The following is a 16,489-nucleotide window of genomic DNA, read 5'->3' as shown; positions in this document are numbered from 1 at the left end:
CCCGCCGCCAAGGCGGCCCCCCGGGATATTTTTGAACAGAAGAAGTCAGCGCGACCTCAACCGACGAGCCCGCGCCCCTTGAGCAGCGCCTCGACACCCGGCATCTTGCCGCGAAAGGCAAGATAGAGCGTTTCAGCGTCGTCGGAGCCCCCAGCAGACAGGATGTGTTTTTCCAGTTTCTGGGCCATTTCCGTATCAAACGCACCGCCCGCTTCTTCGAATGCCGCGAATGCATCGGCGTCCATGACTTCGGACCACATGTAGCTGTAATAGCCGCTGGAATAGCCGTCCCCGGCAAAGACATGCGCAAAATGTGGCGTGGCATGGCGCATGCCGATGGCATCCGGCATCCCGAGATCCGCCAGCACCTCTGCCTGTTTCGCCATCGGGTCGCTGGCGGCCGCACCTTCGTGAAAGGCCAGATCCACCAGGGCGGAGGCGACATATTCGACGGTCTGGAACCCCTGATCAAAATTTGCAGCCTCCAGCACCTTGTCCAGCATGTCCTGCGGCATCGCTTTGCCACTGTCGACATGGGTGGCAAAGGCGCGCAGCACCTCGGGCACCTCAAGCCAATGTTCATACAACTGGCTGGGCAATTCGACAAAATCGCGCGCCACGCTGGTGCCGGAAATCATCTCATATGTCACATCGGAAAGCATCTGGTGCAGGGCATGGCCGAATTCATGGAACAGCGTGCGGGCGTCATCATAGGACAGCAGCGCCGGGTCGCCCTTGGCAAAGTTGCAGACATTGACCACGATGGGCCGTTGATCGGTCGGAAATTTGCGCTGCGATCGCATGGCCGAACACCACGCGCCAGACCGTTTTGAACTGCGCGCGAAATAATCGCCGATGAAAACCGCAACATGTTTGCCGTTGCGGGTCACATCCCAGGCGCGCGCGTCGGCGTGATAAAGCGGCAGATCCAGCGCCGCAAATTCCAGCCCGAACAAACGGTTGGCACAATCGAACGCCGCTGCAATCATCTGATCCAGCGAAAGATAGGGTTTGAGCGCGGCCTCATCCAGATCATGTTCGATCTTGCGGCGTTTCTCTGCGTAATAGCGCCAATCCCAGGGTTGCAACGCGCCATTGATGCCATCGTCGCGCATCATGTCGGCAAGGATCTGGCCATCGGATTCAGCACGGGCCTTGGCCGGAGCCCAGACCGCCATCAGCAATTCGCGCACCTTGTCCGGTGATCCCGCCATTTCGGTTTCCAGCTTGTAGCTGGCGAAATCGGCGTATCCCAGAAGCTTGGCACGTTCCTCCCGCAGGGCCAGAATTTCCCCGGCGATTGCGCGGTTGTCGGTCGCACCGCCATTCGCCCCCCGCGCCACCCAGGCCTTGTAGGCCACTTCGCGCAGGTCGCGGCGGGTAGAGAATTGCAGAAACGGCACGATGATGGACCGCGACACCGTCAGCACCGGACCATCCGCCCCGCGTTCTTCGCCCGCAGCCCGCGCCGCAGCAATGGCAAAATCCGGCAGACCATCGAGGTCATCCTCTGCCAGAGGCAGGAACCAGTCGCGTTCATCCGCCAAAAGGTTTTGGGTGAATTCCGTGCCAAGCGTCGCCAACCGCTCCTTTATGGACTTCATGCGCGTGGCATCATCCCCCTCCAGCGCCGCACCAGCGCGGATGAAATTGCGATGCACCAGCATCAAAACGCGTGCCTGTTCAGCGCTCAGGTCCAGGTCGTCGCGGGCGGCCCACACGCGGCTGATCCGATCAAACAGCGCCCGATTGCCAAAGATCGCCGAAGCATGCGCCGCCAGTTTCGGCGAAAATTCCCGCATCAGCGCTTCGCGGTCCGGGGTGCTGTCCGCACCAGCCAGGTTGAAAAACACCCCCGTGACCCGATCCAGCGCAGCGCCGCAGCGCAACAGACCCTCGATGGTGTTGGCAAATGTCGGCGGCTCGGGATTGTCGGCCACTGCCGCAACCTCGGCCAGATCTTCGGCCAGGGCCACCCCCATTGCGGGGGCAAAATCGGCGTCTGAAATCGTGGCAAAAGGCGGCAAACCATAGGCGCCGGTCCAATCCGAAAGCAGTGGATTTGTCATGTCAGTCTTCCTTGTTCTCGCCGCAGACCGGGCAATCATCGCGCGCCTTCAGCGCGATTTTGCGGGTCTCGGACCATAGGGCATCGTAAATCAGCATTTCACTGCGCAGCGGCGCTCCGGCATCGGCCAGCACCTTGATCGTTTCGACCGCCATCATTGCGCCGACAACGCCGGGCAGCGGGCCAAGCACCCCCGCCTCGGCACAGGACGGGGCAAGACCGGGGGCTGGCGCCTCTGGGAAAATGCATTGGTAACAGGGGGTTCCACGTGCGGGATCAAAAACCGAAAGTTGGCCTTCCCATTGTGACAAGGCACCGGAAATCAGCGGAATACCGGCCGCGACCGCCGCGCGATTGACCAAATACCGCGTGTCAAAATTGTCAGTCCCATCCAGCACGAGGTCATAATCGGCGCATAATTCCGCCGCCATCCCGGCCTCAAGCCGGCGATGATAGGGTCGCACAGTCACAAAGGGGTTCTGCGCCAGCATCGCCGCCTCAGCCGAGAACACTTTGGGTTTGCCAATGTCGGCATCGCGGTGAATCACCTGCCGTTGCAGATTGGCGTTTTCGACCACGTCATCGTCAATCACGCCAATGGTGCCCACACCGGCCGCCGCCAGATACTGTAACGCGGGGGCGCCCAACCCACCGGCCCCCACCACCAACACCCGCGCTTTGCGCAGCCGCTGCTGGCCCGGGCCACCCAATTCCCGCAGGACGATGTGGCGGGCGTAACGCTCCAACTCAGTCTCGCCCATGCGGTCGCGGGTCGGTTTTACCGGGCCCGCATCGCGCGCCATCGCACGGGTCTTGAGATGCAGAAGCACCTGCCGGTAGGCCATGACCAGCACCGCAAACCCCGCCAGCAACAGCCAAAGCGCCGGATCCCCCCCCGTCGCATCGCGAAGCGCGTGACCATCGGGAAACAGAAACTGAATGCCCAAAACGGCGACAAACAACAGCCCGATCAGCGGCCAACGCGCGGATGCAGGCAGGCCAATGGCCCACCCCAGCCCCCAGATCGCCGCAGCAATGACCAGAACCAGCAACATCAATCGCGCCCGGTCGACCCGAAACCGCCGGTGCCGCGCGCGGTGTCATCCAGAACCTCGACCAAGGCGAATTGCGCCTGCACCACCGGGGCAAGCACCATCTGGGCGATCCGCATGCCATGGGTGATCTCGAACGCATCGGTGCCGGCATTCAATACAATAACCCCCAGCGGCCCGCGATAATCGCTGTCGATCGTGCCGGGGCTGTTGGGCAGGGTGATGCCGTGTTTCAGGGCCAGACCGGATCTTGGCCGGATCTGCACCTCATAGCCCTGCGGGACGGCCAACCGCAGACCGGTCGGCACCAACACGCGGGCATTTGGGGCCAACACCACCGTAGCGCGATCCTGAAAATTCGCCCGAAGATCCGCCCCCGCCGCACCTGCCGTCTCATATCGCGGCAGGCCCAGCGCCCTGTCTGCGCCTTCATCCCATGTGACGTTCAGCTCAACCAAATCCTGCCCTTCTTCTCTTTTATAAATACGCAAATCCGAACCCATCAACCAAGCGCATCAGCCAGCCGCAACGCCAATCTCTGCGCCACCTGATCCTTGCCCATACGCGGCCAATCCTCGGATCCATCGCCGGTGATCAATACCACCGCATTGTCACTGCCACCCATGATGCCGGTCTCGGGGCGAACATCATTGGCCACGATCCAGTCGCACCCCTTGCGCAGCCTTTTCGCCGTCGCATTGGCCACCACATCATCGGTCTCGGCGGCAAAGCCGACGACCAGCTTGGGCCGCCCGGCATCCATCTGTGCCACATGGGCCAGAATATCCGGGTTCTCGGTGAACTCCAGCGGCGGCAGTTTGCCGGCCTGCTTCTTGATCTTGGATGTTGCATGCTGCGCCATACGCCAATCCGCCACAGCCGCGGCAAAGATCGCGGCATCCACGGGCAAGACCGCCTGAACCGCGGTCAACATCTCTTGCGCTGTTTCGACGCGATGCAATTCCACACCCTCGGGTGCGGCCACATCCGCCGGCCCGGTGACAAAAACCACCTCTGCGCCCAAGTCCCGCAAAGCGCACGCAATCGCCGTGCCTTGTGCGCCTGACGACCGATTGGCGATATACCGCACCGGGTCAATCGGCTCATGCGTTGGGCCAGAGGTCACCAAAATCCGTTTGCCCGCCAGTGGCCCCGCTGCAAAATGCCGCTCAACCGCACCAAGGATATCCGGCACCTCCGAAAGCCGCCCGGGCCCATATTCGCCACAGGCCATATCACCGGACTCCGGCCCCACCACTGTCACGCCATCGCCGCGCAGAACATTCAGATTGCGCTGGGTCGCCGGATGTTGCCACATCCGCACGTTCATCGCGGGAACAATCATCACCGGCGTATCCGTCGCCATCAACAGCGTCGTCGCCAGATCGCTGGCCAGACCAGACGCCATTTTCGCCATCAAATCTGCGGTCGCCGGCGCCACCAACACCAGATCGGCAACGCGCGACAATTGAATATGGCCCATTTCGGCTTCTTTGGTCAGGTCAAACAGGTCGCGATGAACCGCCTCCCCCGCCAGGGCCGACACGCTGAGCGGTGTCACGAATTCCTCGGCGGCGCGGGTCATCACCGGGCTTACCGACACCCCGCGTTCGCGCAAACGCCGGATCAGATCCAGACATTTATAGGCCGCAATGCCACCACCAATGATCAAAAGAACCCGCTTGCCCGACATCATTTCTTTCAGCCTCCGCCAGTACCGCGCCATTGATACATCTGTAACGCGCCTGACCCTATGTCCAATGCGATGACGCCTGCAAGGGCGGAAGAGCGGCGCTTGCCCCGCATTTGCCAAAGAAAATCCCGACCCCAAAAGGGGCCGGGACGCAGGGCGGAAACCCTGAAACTTGTTAAATCACGCCAGAAAGGCGTGTACTTCTCCGCTCTGCCCTTCCAACGATTTGCGCATCTTTTGAAAGGCTGCCGCCTCGACCTGACGGATACGTTCCTTGGACAGGCCCAGTTCGGACCCCAGGCTTTCCAATGTCCTTGGCGCGTCGCGCAGTTTCCGTTCGCGCACGACGAATTGCTCACGATCGCTCAGGTCATGCATCGCCTCGACCAGCCATGCCCGCAACTGCGCAGTGTCATGGTCATTTTCCACCATTTCAGCGGCCTGAGGCGCGTCATCCTCGATCGTGTCAATCCATTCCCGGCCTTCGTCTTCGGCGGATTGTGTCGCATTCAACGAAAAGTCAGAGCCGGACAAACGCCCGGACATCATCACGACATCCGCCAAGGGCACGCCGACCTCTGCCGCGATCTTGTGCTGGACCTGATGCGGATCCAGCGTTTCCCCCTGCGATGCGGCTTCGCGCTCGATCTGTGATTGCACGCGACGCAGGTTGAAAAACAGTGATTTCTGCGACGAGGTCGACCCCGTCCGCACCATCGACCAATTGCGCATGACGTAATCCTGAATCGACGCCTTGATCCACCACACCGCATAGGTCGAAAACCGCACGCCCCTGTCCGGGTCGAATTTGTCCGCGGCTTTCATCAAACCCACCCCAGCCTCCTGGATCAGGTCATTCATCGGCGCCCCATAGCGCCGGTACTTTGCGGCCATCGAAATGGCCAACCGCATATAAGCGGTAATCAGACGGTGAAGCGACGCTTCGTCGCGTTCGTCCCGCCAAGCATAAGCAAGCTTTCTCTCTGTCTCAGCATCCAGCAATTCGGCTTTCATTGCCGCGCGGGACAGGGCTCTGTCGTGCGTAGCATTTTGGGCCATTTGAATAATCTCCAATTTTGTCTGTTGCAGTGATAGTGATACGTCGGGTGATCGTGCTTGGATCTAAATCTTACCCCGATCGCGCGAAAAAATATTCGCACAAGCGATCACAATCCTTCACGTTCCGTGATGACGCGCCGCAACAATTGCAATTGGACCTGTGAACCCCCTGATACTAGGATGTTTTCATGAGCGATATTTTGCACATTGGCGATTACGCCTATTCCAGTTGGTCCCTCAGGGGATGGTTGCTGTACCGCCGGTTTGGCCTTGCGTGCCGGATCAACCTTGTCAATTTTGCACAGAACTCTGTGGAAGAGCAGCTAAACCTTGCACCAGCGCGCACTGTACCCAGCGCCGAATTATCCGGTGGCGGGTTGGTCTGGGATTCACTGGCCATGGCCGAAGAACTGGCCGCGCGTCACCCGGATCGTGGGTTCTGGCCCAAGGATCCACCGCGGCGCGCAACCGCCCGGTCACTGGCCGCCGAAATGCACTCCGGGTTTGGCAGTTTGCGCAGCTTGTGCCCGATGAACATGCGGCTTGCCTATGATGATGTGCCGGTGCCAGACGCATTGGCGACGGATCTGGCCCGCCTTGAAAAGGTCTGGGACTATGCGCTGGCACAATCCGGCGGACCTTGGCTTTGTGGTGAATATTCTGTCGCAGATGCCTTTTATGCTCCGGTCGCGGCGCGAATTGCGGGATATGGCCTGCCGGTTGGTGACAAGGCTGCCGCTTATGTCGCGCGTCATCTGGCCGATCCGGCCTTTCGCCGGTTTCGCGCCATGGGGCTGGTACGGGGGGAAACCCTGCAACGGTATGCGATGCCCTACCCGACAAAATCATGGCCCGGCCCCACGCCAGAGCCCGCCGCAGCGGTCGCACATGGCCCGTCGGTCAATGCAACCTGCCCCTATTCCGGCGATGCGGTCACCGATTTTCTGGAATTTCGGGGGCGTATCTGGGGATTTTGCAACCCTTTTTGCCGCGACAAGACCATGGTCGACCCAACGGCCTGGCCAGACTTCATCAAGACGGTCGATGCGGCCTGATAGAAAGCGTCATTGCCGGGCCGAATGACATCAACCTCGGTTAACTTTCTGTTACCGCGTTAACCTTTCCTCAACGCCTCCTTCCCCAAAGTTGGTTAATCACATCAGGGGAAGGGGCAATATGGTCGCCCGCGCCTATACCGTTGCCTTTGAAGGCGTAACCGCGCGCACGGTCGAAGTGCAATGCGCCGTCACGCCCGGCATGCCCGCGTTTTCCATCGTCGGCCTGCCGGACAAAGCGGTGTCCGAAGCCCGCGACCGGGTGCGTACGGCGTTGAATTCAATGTCGATCGCGTTGCCGTCGAAACGCATCACCGTCAACCTTTCCCCGGCTGACCTACCCAAAGAGGGGTCACATTTCGACCTGCCCATCGCGCTTGGCCTGTTGGCCGCATTGGGCATCATCCCCGAAGACGCGGTCGCCGGCATTGTTGCGCTTGGCGAATTGTCGTTGGATGGCGGGTTGGTGCCGGTGATCGGCGCCCTGCCCGCCGCCATGGCCGCCGCAGAAGAGGATCGCGCCCTGCTCTGTCCGCGCGCATCCGGCCCCGAAGCGGCCTGGGTCGGCGCAACGCAGGTGATCGGCGCGGCGAACCTGGCTGATGTGGTGCGCCATTTCACCGGCCAATCGCCGCTGTCCCCGGCCGCACCCGGCGAAGTGCCCCCCGCCACGAGTGACCGGGATTTCCGCGATGTGCGGGGTCAGGAACGCGCCAAACGCGCGCTGGAAATCGCCGCAACCGGGCGGCATCATCTTTTGATGGTGGGCACACCGGGATCGGGCAAATCCATGCTGGCCGCGCGGCTGCCAACCATCCTGCCAGAGCTGTCGGCGCAAGAGGCTCTGGAAACCTCGATGATCCATTCGCTGGCCGGACTTCTGGATCAGGGCGGGATTTCACGCGTGCGACCGTTCCGCGAACCGCATCACACGGCCTCCATGGCGGCAATCATTGGCGGCGGACGCAGCGCCAAACCCGGCGAGGTCAGTCTGGCCCATAACGGCGTGTTGTTCCTGGATGAATTTCCGGAATTCCCCCGTGCGGTGCTGGAAACCCTGCGCCAACCCATCGAAACCGGAGAGGTCATGGTCGCCCGCGCCAATGCCCATGTGAAATATCCCTGCCGCTTCATGCTGATCGCTGCGGCAAACCCCTGTAAATGCGGCTATCTGCCGGATCCGGCGCGGGCCTGCACCCGCGCGCCGGTCTGTGGCGAAGACTACATGGGCCGCATCTCAGGGCCATTGATGGACCGGTTTGACCTGCGCGTTGACGTGCCGCCCGTGTCGTTCACCGACCTCGACCTGCCCGAAACCGGCGACAGTTCTACCGCAATTGCCGCGCGGGTCGCCGCAAGCCGGGCCTTGCAAACGGCGCGTTATGAAGCATTGGCGGACACCGCGGTCAATGCCGACCTTCAGGGCAAGGCGCTCGCGGCTTTTGCCACCCCGGACGCCGAAGGCCGCGACCTTCTGTTGAAGGCCGCCGACCGCTTCGGCCTTTCGGCACGCGGCTATCACCGGGTGCTGCGGGTGGCACGCACGATTGCCGATCTTGACGGGTCCGAAACCATCCATCGGCCCCATGTGGCCGAAGCGCTCAGCTATCGGCTCATGGCAGCAACAGACCCGTGACGCGCCTCAGGCCACTTTCGCCTCAATCGCCTCCCAAATCTTGGCCGCGACATTGATGCCGTCAAATCGTTCCAATTCCTGAATCCCGGTGGGCGAGGTCACGTTGATTTCGGTCAGATAATCGCCAATCACGTCAATCCCGACAAAAACCTGGCCTTTTTCCCGCAACAACGGGCCAATACGGGCACAAATTTCCAGATCACGCTCTGTCAGGCCGATTTTTTCCGGCCGACCGCCCACATGCATATTCGACCGAGTTTCGCCCTTGGCCGGCACTCGGTTAATCGCCCCGACAGGCGCGCCATCAACAAGGATCACCCGTTTGTCGCCTGCGGACACCGCTGGCAGAAATTTCTGTACAATCAATGGTTCGCGCGAAAAGCCGGTAAACAGCTCAAACAGCGACGCCAAGTTTCCGTCCCCTTGCACCAACTTGAACACACCCGCCCCGCCGTTGCCGTAAAGCGGTTTCAAAATGATATCGCCATGCTTGGCCCGAAAAGCCTTCAATGTATCAAGATCCCGCGAAATCGCCGTCGGCGGTGTCAGGTCAGGGAAATCAAGCACCAGCAATTTTTCCGGGTAGTTTCGCACCCAGAATGGATCATTGACCACCAATGTCTGCCCCTTCAGCCGATCCAGCAGATGGGTCGAGGTGATGTAATGCATATCAAACGGCGGGTCCTGGCGCAGCCAGACAACGTCAAAGTCTGCCAGATCCACTTCGCGCATCGAACCCAGCTCGGCATGATCGCCCTGCACCCGTTTGACCCGCAGATCCTGACCACGCGCGGTGATCCGCCCCTCTTGAAAGGCGAGTTGATCCGGGCCGTAAAAGAAAAGTTCATGCCCCCGGTTCTGTGCCTCTTCCGCGATGCGGAACGTGCTGTCGGCATTGATGTCCACGGCCCCGATCGGGTCCATCTGAAAGGCGATTTTCATGGGCTGCCCCTGTTCTGTTTCAGCCTCTTACATGGCCCATGAACCCATGGTGTTCAATGCCAGCCGCACCAACAGTCAATATCCCAGCAATGCGCCTTCCAATATTTGGGTCTGTCCCATGCTATCCACCAGGGCCGCATCAAAGCGCACATCACTCAGTAGCCCCTGCGGGCAATCCCCGAGAAAAACCTCGGCGGCGGCATGAATACGCGCCACTTGTTGTGGTGTGATCCGGGCCAATGCACGGTCAAATGTGGCGGATTTTTTAACCTCGACAAACACATAGGTGCCGTTGCCGTCCTGCAGGATCAAATCAATCTCGCCACCGCGCGCACGCCAGCGACGGGCCAGAACCCGGTGCCCAGCCGCGACATAGGCCCTTTCAACCGATCCTTCCGCAGAAACGCCCGCCAATTGATTGCGCCGACCGCGCCGCGCACGTGCGTCACCGACGTCCACATGGCCAATATCCGCAACACCGCAATCCAATGGCATGTGAAAATCCTGAGATTACCCCTCTTTCGACAAGTCTAAGGCCATTTGGTAAACAAAGCGTTTCTTTTGCCCAAAGGCATTGGCCACCATTTCCGCCGCATCACGCACCGACATGGTTTGCAGGGCCTTGCGCAACGCGGTTTCGATGTCTTCGTCCGTGTCCTGCGCGCCCCCGCCCTTGCCGATCAAAACGACAAATTCGCCTTTGGGGTCTTTTTCCGTCAGCTTTTCCGCCAATTCGCCCAGCGGCGCACGGACCACCTCTTCGAATTTCTTGGTCAATTCGCGGCATGTCGCGGCGGGTCGATCCGGGCCCAGAACCTCGGCCGCATCGGCCAGCATGGCCGCCACCCGGCGCGGTGATTCGTAAAACACGAGGGTCGCAGCCACATCCGCCAGCTCGCCCAGCGCGGTACGCCGGGCGGTTGTGGCAGATGGCAAAAACCCGGCAAACAGAAATCTGTCGGTCGCAAGCCCCGCGACATTCAAGGCCGTCAACACCGCCGAGGCACCCGGCGCCGCCGTGACCGGCAAATCCGACGCCACCGCATCGCGCGCCAGATCAAAACCGGGGTCCGAAATCAGCGGCGTGCCTGCTTCGGACGCATAAGCCACCGATTGCCCCGCCGCCAAGGCCTCTAACAGGGCGGGGCGCATGCGGGCACCATTGTGTTCATGATAGGCACGAATCTGCCGCCCGTTCAGCGGGACACCGTGCAATTCCATCAACCGTCGCAATGCGCGGGTGTCTTCCGCGGCCAGTACATCCGCCCCGGCAAGGATATCCAATGCCCGAAGCGTAATGTCGCGTGCATTGCCGATCGGCACCGCCACAAAATACATTCCTGGCGCGATCCGACGGGAATCTCTTTGCCAGTTCCGACCCTCATTCACATTCGCCACTGGACCCGCTCCGCTCTGTGTTTATTATCGCATCAAATCACACGGTCACCGCCGTGTCGTCAAACCACGAAGTGAGATGCCCATGTTTGCCGTTTTGTCCGCCGCCCGCAAGCGGTTGCGTCTGCCCCGGATTTTGCGCCTGGCTGTCGCCAGCTTTGGCGTTCTTGCACTCGCCGCCTGTGAACCGATCCAATTTGGCGGTGTCGGCGCGGGTGACAACACCGGTCAGCGGATCAACACCGATAACCCGGTGCCTGTGGCGCTGTTGCTGCCCAAAAGCGACGCCGGGGCCAGCGGCGTGGCGCAGGCACTGGAAAACGCGGCGCGCCTTGCTGTTGCCGATCTTGACGGGGTGCGCATTGATCTGCGGGTTTACGACACGGCCGGCAACGCAGGTCAGGCCGCAGCCCAGGCGCAAAAGGCCGTCGACGAAGGGGCGAAAATCATCCTTGGCCCTCTGTTCGGCGAGGCGGCCAATGCGGTCGGCGTTGCCGTGTCTGATGACAACGTGAATGTGCTGAGCTTTTCCAACAACCCGTCGATCGCCGGGGGCAACGTATTTGTTCTGGGCCCCACATTCCGCAATACGGCCAATCGCCTGTTGGGCTATGCTGCACGCAACGGCAAATCCACCGTCGCAATTGTGTACCCCAACAACGTCGAAGGCCAGTTCGGCAAAGCGGCGATTGAATCCGCTGCCGGTACAAACGGCCTGCGCGTGACTGCGGCGGAATCTTTTGAATTTTCCCAGGCCGGCGTGCTGAATGCGATGCCCCGTATCGCCGCCGCCGCACGGCAATCGGACGCGGTGTTCCTGACATCCAATGCCGCCGGGGCCTTGCCGCTTCTGGTGCAATTGCTGCCAGAGAACGGCATTGCGCCAGACACTACGCAGTATATCGGCCTGGCGCGGTGGGATGTCCCCCCCCAGACCCTGGCGTTGCCTGGTGTTCAGGGCGGCTGGTTTGCCCTGCCGGATCAGGCGCGCACCGCAAGTTTCAACAGCCGGTATCAGGGCGCTTATGGCACATCCCCGCATCCGCTGGCCGGATTGGCCTTTGACGGGATCGCTGCAATTGGTGCCTTGGTCGCCCAGGGCAAATCCGACGCGCTGACACGTGGCGCATTGACGCAAACCGCCGGTTTCCAGGGGGTTGGCGGGGTGTTCCGTCTGCGGCCCGACGGCACGAATGAACGCGCGCTGGCGGTGGCCTCTGTGCGCGGCAACAAGGTGGTAATTCTTGACCCAGCCCCCAAAGCATTTGGCGGAGCAGGCTTCTAAAGCCGCCCAAAAGTCTAACGCTGCACGAAAGACCGAATTGACCGATATTCTGATATGCCCCGCGGCAGAGATCTTTGACTCTGCCGCGGTCGAAACCTTGATCGCCCAGTTTGACCGTGATCGGCCGGGCGAATTCCGCAAGCTTCTGGTGAAACACCTGCTGGACGCGCGCAAGGCCGGGATGGAAACCATCGCCGCCGCGTTTCGTGCCAACCCACTGGCCGCTGAATCCGCCAAACGCACCTATACCTGGTTGACCGACCAACTGGTGCTGACCGCATGGCGGGTCGCGACCGAAATGCTGCATCCGCTGTCCAATCCCACCGCCGGTGAACGGCTGTCGTTGATTGCGGTGGGCGGCTATGGCCGCGGGGAAATGGCGCCGTTTTCCGATGTGGACCTGTTGTTTCTGACACCCCACAAGATCACCCCCTGGTCCGAGAGCGTGATTGAATCCATGCTCTACATCCTGTGGGATCTGCGGCTGAAGGTTGGCCATGCGTCACGCACGGTGCGCGATTGCATTCGCCTCGGCGGCGAAGATTTCACCATTCGCACCGCTTTGCTGGAACACCGGCTGTTGGCGGGCGACAAACGGCTTGCGCGGGATCTGGACACCAAACTGCAAAAAGACCTGTTTCAGGGCAGCGAACGGGAATTTGTCGAGGCCAAGCTCGAAGAGCGCGACGACCGCCACAAGAAGCAGGGCGGCCAACGCTATATGGTCGAACCCAATATCAAAGAAGGCAAAGGCGGGCTGCGCGACCTGCAATCCCTGTATTGGATTGCCAAATATGTGCACCACGTCGACCACTCGAGCGAGCTGGTGGACCTTGGGGTGTTTCGCCCCGAAGAATACGAAACCTTTGTGCGGGCGGAAAATTTTCTTTGGGCGACCCGCTGTCATTTGCATCTGGTGTCAAACCGGCCGCAGGAACAGCTGGCGTTCGATCTCCAGGTCGAGGTCGCATCCGCCATGGGCTATGTCGACAAGGGCGGGCGACGCGCGGTCGAACATTTCATGCAGGATTACTTCCTGCACGCCACCGAAGTGGGCGACCTGACCCGCATCTTCCTGACCTCGCTAGAGGCCGACCACACCAAGGGCCCGCCGCTGATCGACCGTTTCTTTCGCCGCCAACGCCGGGTCAAGGCAGGCTATTCGGTGATCCACGGTCGGTTGGCAATTGTTGATGACACGGCATTTCTGGCAGACAAGCTGAACATCCTGCGCCTGTTCGAAGAAGGCCTGCGCAGCGAATTGCTGATCCATCCCGATGCCATGCGATTGGTCAAGGCGAACCTGCATCTGATTGACGACGACATGCGCCGCAATCCGGCGGCGGCGAAACTGTTCCTCGATCTGCTGCTACGTCATGGCAACCCGGAACGCGCCCTGCGGCGGATGAACGAATTGGGCGTGCTCGGGGCCTTCCTGCCAGAGTTCAAGACCATCGTCGCCATGATGCAATTCAATATGTACCATCATTACACGGTCGACGAACACACGATCCAGGTGATCCACCATCTGGCGGAAATCGAACGCGGCGAGCTGGGCGAAGAGCTTCCTGTATCAACCGACATCATCGAATCCGGCATTGACCGAAAGGTCCTGTTTGTCGCGCTTCTGCTGCATGACATTGGCAAGGGGCGGGACGAAGACCACTCGATCCTGGGGGCGCGTATTGCCCGCACGGTGGCGCCACGGCTGGGATTGAACAAGAAGGAATGCGAAACCGTCGAATGGCTGGTGCGCTATCACCTTTTGATGTCCGACATGGCCCAGAAACGCGACATTGCCGATCCACGCACCGTGCGCGATTTCGCCAAGGCGGTGAAAACCGTGGAACGGCTGAACCTGCTCTGTGTGCTGACGGTCTGTGACATTCGCGGCGTCGGGCCCAACACCTGGAACAACTGGAAAGCGGCCCTGCTGCGGGCGCTGTACCGCCAGACCCGCCGCGCGCTTGAGGGCGGAATGGAGGCGCTGAACCGCGAAAACCGCGGGGCCGAGGCCAAGAAGCTGCTGCGCCAAACGCTCAAGGATTGGCCGGTCAAGGACCTGCGGGCAGAAACAGCGCGCCACTACCCGCCTTATTGGCAGGGCCTGCATGTGACGGCCCATCTGGCCTTTGCCAATCTGTTGCGTGATCTTGGCGATGCTGCAATTGCCATCGACCTGCACCCCGACGAAGACCGTGACGCCACCCGGGTATGCTTTGCCATGGCCGACCATCCCGGTATCTTCAGCCGCATGTGTGGCGCGCTGTCTCTGGTCGGGGCGAATGTGGTGGATGCCCGGACATTTACCACCAAGGACGGCTTTGCCACGGCGGCCTTCTGGATTCAGGATGCCGAAGGCTCCCCCTATGAAGCCAGCAAACTACCGCGCCTGCAATCCATGATCCAGAAAACCCTTCAGGGCGAGGTCAAGGCGCGCGAAGCCATAAAATCCCGCGACAAGATCAAGAAACGCGAACGCGCCTTCCGGGTGCCAACACATATCACCTTTGATAACGATGGCTCGGAAATCTACACAATCATCGAGGTCGACACCCGCGACCGCCCCGGCCTGTTGTTCGACCTGACCCGCACATTGGCCAATGCCAATGTCTATATTTCATCGGCGGTGATTGCGACTTACGGCGAACAGGTGGTGGACAGCTTCTACGTCAAAGACATGTTCGGGCTGAAATTCCACTCGCCCACCAAACAAAAGTCGCTGGAAAACAAATTGCGCGACGCGATTGAAAAAGGGGCCGAACGGGCACGGTCCTGAAGCGGGCAATCACGTCAACCAAAACGCGAAACCGCGCGCCTTCCCCGGCTGCCCCCGGTTCAAACCCGTGTCTTTCATCTGACCTTAAATATCCCGGGGGGTTTGGGGGGCTGGCACCCCATCTATCCTGTGATTTGGGGGCAGGCCCCCAAACCTGTCGACACGCGAAGGCGTGGCGAAATCCGGGCCCGTTAACCGATCCGTCCCAATGTCTCTCCCACGTCGCCGCCCATCTGGCCGCGATGCATCAGGATATGATCCAGCAACACACAGGCCATCATCGCTTCGCCCACCGGCACCGCGCGAATACCGACACAAGGATCGTGGCGGCCTTTGGTGATGATCTCGGTCTCTTCGCCGGATTTGGTGATTGTCTTGCGCGTGGTCAGGATCGACGACGTCGGCTTGACCGCGAAACGCACCACCACATCCTGCCCGGTGGAAATCCCACCAAGGATACCACCCGCGTGGTTCGAGGAATAGACCGGCCCATCCGGCCCCATGAAAATCTCGTCGGCGTTTTCCGACCCGGTCAGCGCCGCCGTCGCCATGCCGTCGCCAATTTCCACCGCTTTGACCGCGTTGATCGACATCATCGCCGTGGCCAGATCGGTGTCCAGCTTGCCATAGACCGGCGCGCCAAGACCCGCGGGCGCGCCCTGTGCGACGACTTCGATCACCGCGCCCACCGAATTATGGGCATCTTTGCGCAAATGCCCAAGATAGGCATCCCATTCCGGCACCGCCGCCGCATCGGGCACCCAGAAATCGTTGCGCCCAATTTCGTCCCAGTCAAAGCGCGACCGATCAATGTGCTTTTCGCCCATCTGCACCATATAGCCGGTGATCTTCAGCCCCGGCAGCATCTGCGCCAGCACGGCCCGCGCCACGCCACCGGCCGCAACCCGTGCTGCGGTTTCGCGCGCCGACGACCGCCCACCGCCGCGATAATCGCGGATGCCGTATTTCTGCCAATAGGTGATATCGGCATGACCGGGGCGGAATTTTTCAACAATATCGCCGTAATCCTTGGACCGCTGATCGGTATTGCGGATCATCAACTGGATCGGCGTGCCGGTGGATTTGCCTTCGAACACCCCCGACAGGATCTCGACCGCGTCCGGCTCCTTGCGCTGGGTGGTGTTCTTGTTCTGGCCCGGCTTGCGTTTGTCCAACCAGATTTGCAGGAACTCTGCATCAATCTCCATGCCCGGGGGGCAGCCATCAACGGTCGCGCCCAATCCCGGTCCGTGGCTTTCGCCCCAGGTGGTGACACGGAACATGCGGCCAAAGGTGTTATAGCTCATGACAAACCCTCCATTTCCTTTCGTCTAAGCCGCCACTGGCCGGGTCTCAAGCACAATTGGCTTGTGGCGCATAGGGCAAAGCCCTAGAAATGGCCTCACCTCGGGGTGCTGATCCATATGACCAGCTGAGATGCACATGCGAACCCGTTGAACCTGAACCGGCTAGAACCGGCGGAGGGAAGGTCGATTGCGCAAGCATGCCCCTACTCCGCCCACAA

The 16,489-nt window shown here is 60.7% G+C and carries 13 protein-coding genes and 1 riboswitch; of the genes, 4 read left to right on the top strand and 9 right to left on the bottom strand.

The window, feature by feature from the left end; all coding sequences use genetic code 11:
• Window positions 1–56: 56 nt before the first annotated feature.
• From Q4577_RS07680 to Q4577_RS07660, 5 genes are all read right to left on the bottom strand, one after another.
• Entirely contained in the window at window positions 57–2,069 is a 2,013-nt protein-coding gene (locus Q4577_RS07680) for a M3 family metallopeptidase (RefSeq protein WP_303469143.1), read from the bottom strand.
• Window position 2,070: 1 nt separating this feature from the next.
• The gene (locus tag Q4577_RS07675; RefSeq protein WP_303469142.1) at window positions 2,071–3,123 is read right to left on the bottom strand and encodes a HesA/MoeB/ThiF family protein; all 1,053 of its coding nucleotides are present in this window, start codon (window positions 3,121–3,123) and stop codon (window positions 2,071–2,073) included.
• On the bottom strand, window positions 3,123–3,578 hold the full coding sequence (gene dut / locus Q4577_RS07670; RefSeq protein ID WP_244688022.1) for a dUTP diphosphatase: 456 nt from the start codon (window positions 3,576–3,578) through the stop codon (window positions 3,123–3,125). The genes Q4577_RS07675 and dut overlap by 1 nt, the downstream gene beginning before the upstream one ends.
• A 44-nt stretch (window positions 3,579–3,622) precedes the next feature.
• Entirely contained in the window at window positions 3,623–4,816 is a 1,194-nt protein-coding gene (gene coaBC / locus Q4577_RS07665; RefSeq protein ID WP_303469361.1) for a bifunctional phosphopantothenoylcysteine decarboxylase/phosphopantothenate--cysteine ligase CoaBC, read from the bottom strand.
• 177 nt (window positions 4,817–4,993) lie between these two features.
• Entirely contained in the window at window positions 4,994–5,872 is an 879-nt protein-coding gene (locus Q4577_RS07660) for an RNA polymerase factor sigma-32 (protein ID WP_303469141.1), read from the bottom strand.
• Between the two features lie 188 nt (window positions 5,873–6,060).
• On the opposite strand from Q4577_RS07660, the gene Q4577_RS07655 reads away from it, so the two are divergent.
• On the top strand, window positions 6,061–6,927 hold the full coding sequence (locus Q4577_RS07655) for a glutathione S-transferase (protein ID WP_303469140.1): 867 nt from the start codon (window positions 6,061–6,063) through the stop codon (window positions 6,925–6,927).
• A 121-nt stretch (window positions 6,928–7,048) separates the two neighbouring features.
• Entirely contained in the window at window positions 7,049–8,563 is a 1,515-nt protein-coding gene (locus tag Q4577_RS07650; protein WP_303469138.1) for a YifB family Mg chelatase-like AAA ATPase, read from the top strand.
• 6 nt (window positions 8,564–8,569) lie between these two features.
• Here Q4577_RS07650 and gshB read toward each other — a convergent pair whose 3' ends face one another.
• The 3 genes from gshB to rsmI all read right to left on the bottom strand — a co-directional run bounded on the left by gshB (window position 8,570) and on the right by rsmI (window position 10,843).
• The gene (gshB, locus tag Q4577_RS07645; protein ID WP_244688013.1) at window positions 8,570–9,505 is read right to left on the bottom strand and encodes a glutathione synthase; all 936 of its coding nucleotides are present in this window, start codon (window positions 9,503–9,505) and stop codon (window positions 8,570–8,572) included.
• 75 nt (window positions 9,506–9,580) lie between these two features.
• Complete coding sequence (locus Q4577_RS07640) at window positions 9,581–10,000, bottom strand: YraN family protein (protein WP_303469136.1); 420 nt, start codon at window positions 9,998–10,000, stop codon at window positions 9,581–9,583.
• Between the two features lie 15 nt (window positions 10,001–10,015).
• The gene (gene rsmI / locus Q4577_RS07635; RefSeq protein ID WP_303469134.1) at window positions 10,016–10,843 is read right to left on the bottom strand and encodes a 16S rRNA (cytidine(1402)-2'-O)-methyltransferase; all 828 of its coding nucleotides are present in this window, start codon (window positions 10,841–10,843) and stop codon (window positions 10,016–10,018) included.
• Between the two features lie 142 nt (window positions 10,844–10,985).
• Here rsmI and Q4577_RS07630 point away from each other — a divergent pair, with 142 nt between their 5' ends.
• Entirely contained in the window at window positions 10,986–12,185 is a 1,200-nt protein-coding gene (locus Q4577_RS07630) for a penicillin-binding protein activator (RefSeq protein ID WP_303469132.1), read from the top strand.
• Between the two features lie 37 nt (window positions 12,186–12,222).
• Window positions 12,223–14,964 carry a [protein-PII] uridylyltransferase gene (locus Q4577_RS07625; protein WP_303469131.1) on the top strand — a complete coding sequence of 914 codons (2,742 nt, stop codon included), beginning with the start codon at window positions 12,223–12,225 and terminating at the stop codon, window positions 14,962–14,964.
• Between the two features lie 191 nt (window positions 14,965–15,155).
• Here the strand turns inward: Q4577_RS07625 and aroC are convergent, their stop codons facing one another.
• Window positions 15,156–16,271 carry a chorismate synthase gene (gene aroC, locus Q4577_RS07620; protein ID WP_303469130.1) on the bottom strand — a complete coding sequence of 372 codons (1,116 nt, stop codon included), beginning with the start codon at window positions 16,269–16,271 and terminating at the stop codon, window positions 15,156–15,158.
• A gap of 91 nt (window positions 16,272–16,362) precedes the next feature.
• Window positions 16,363–16,468, top strand: a riboswitch (TPP riboswitch).
• The last annotated feature ends 21 nt before the right edge of the window (window positions 16,469–16,489 follow it).

It is taken from the genome of Marinovum sp. 2_MG-2023 (assembly GCF_030548265.1).
Taxonomy (GTDB): Bacteria; Pseudomonadota; Alphaproteobacteria; order Rhodobacterales; family Rhodobacteraceae; genus Marinovum.
This window is presented reverse-complemented; position numbering and strand designations above follow the sequence as displayed.

Coding starts and splice junctions, on each gene's coding strand:
- Q4577_RS07680 (WP_303469143.1), bottom strand. CDS start 2,069: ATGACAAATCCACTGCTTTCGGATTGGACCGGCGCCTATGGTTTGCCG.
- Q4577_RS07675 (WP_303469142.1), bottom strand. CDS start 3,123: ATGTTGCTGGTTCTGGTCATTGCTGCGGCGATCTGGGGGCTGGGGTGG.
- coaBC (WP_303469361.1), bottom strand. CDS start 4,816: ATGATGTCGGGCAAGCGGGTTCTTTTGATCATTGGTGGTGGCATTGCG.
- Q4577_RS07660 (WP_303469141.1), bottom strand. CDS start 5,872: ATGGCCCAAAATGCTACGCACGACAGAGCCCTGTCCCGCGCGGCAATG.
- Q4577_RS07655 (WP_303469140.1), top strand. CDS start 6,061: ATGAGCGATATTTTGCACATTGGCGATTACGCCTATTCCAGTTGGTCC.
- Q4577_RS07650 (WP_303469138.1), top strand. CDS start 7,049: ATGGTCGCCCGCGCCTATACCGTTGCCTTTGAAGGCGTAACCGCGCGC.
- gshB (WP_244688013.1), bottom strand. CDS start 9,505: ATGAAAATCGCCTTTCAGATGGACCCGATCGGGGCCGTGGACATCAAT.
- Q4577_RS07640 (WP_303469136.1), bottom strand. CDS start 10,000: ATGCCATTGGATTGCGGTGTTGCGGATATTGGCCATGTGGACGTCGGT.
- rsmI (WP_303469134.1), bottom strand. CDS start 10,843: ATGTATTTTGTGGCGGTGCCGATCGGCAATGCACGCGACATTACGCTT.
- Q4577_RS07630 (WP_303469132.1), top strand. CDS start 10,986: ATGTTTGCCGTTTTGTCCGCCGCCCGCAAGCGGTTGCGTCTGCCCCGG.
- aroC (WP_303469130.1), bottom strand. CDS start 16,271: ATGAGCTATAACACCTTTGGCCGCATGTTCCGTGTCACCACCTGGGGC.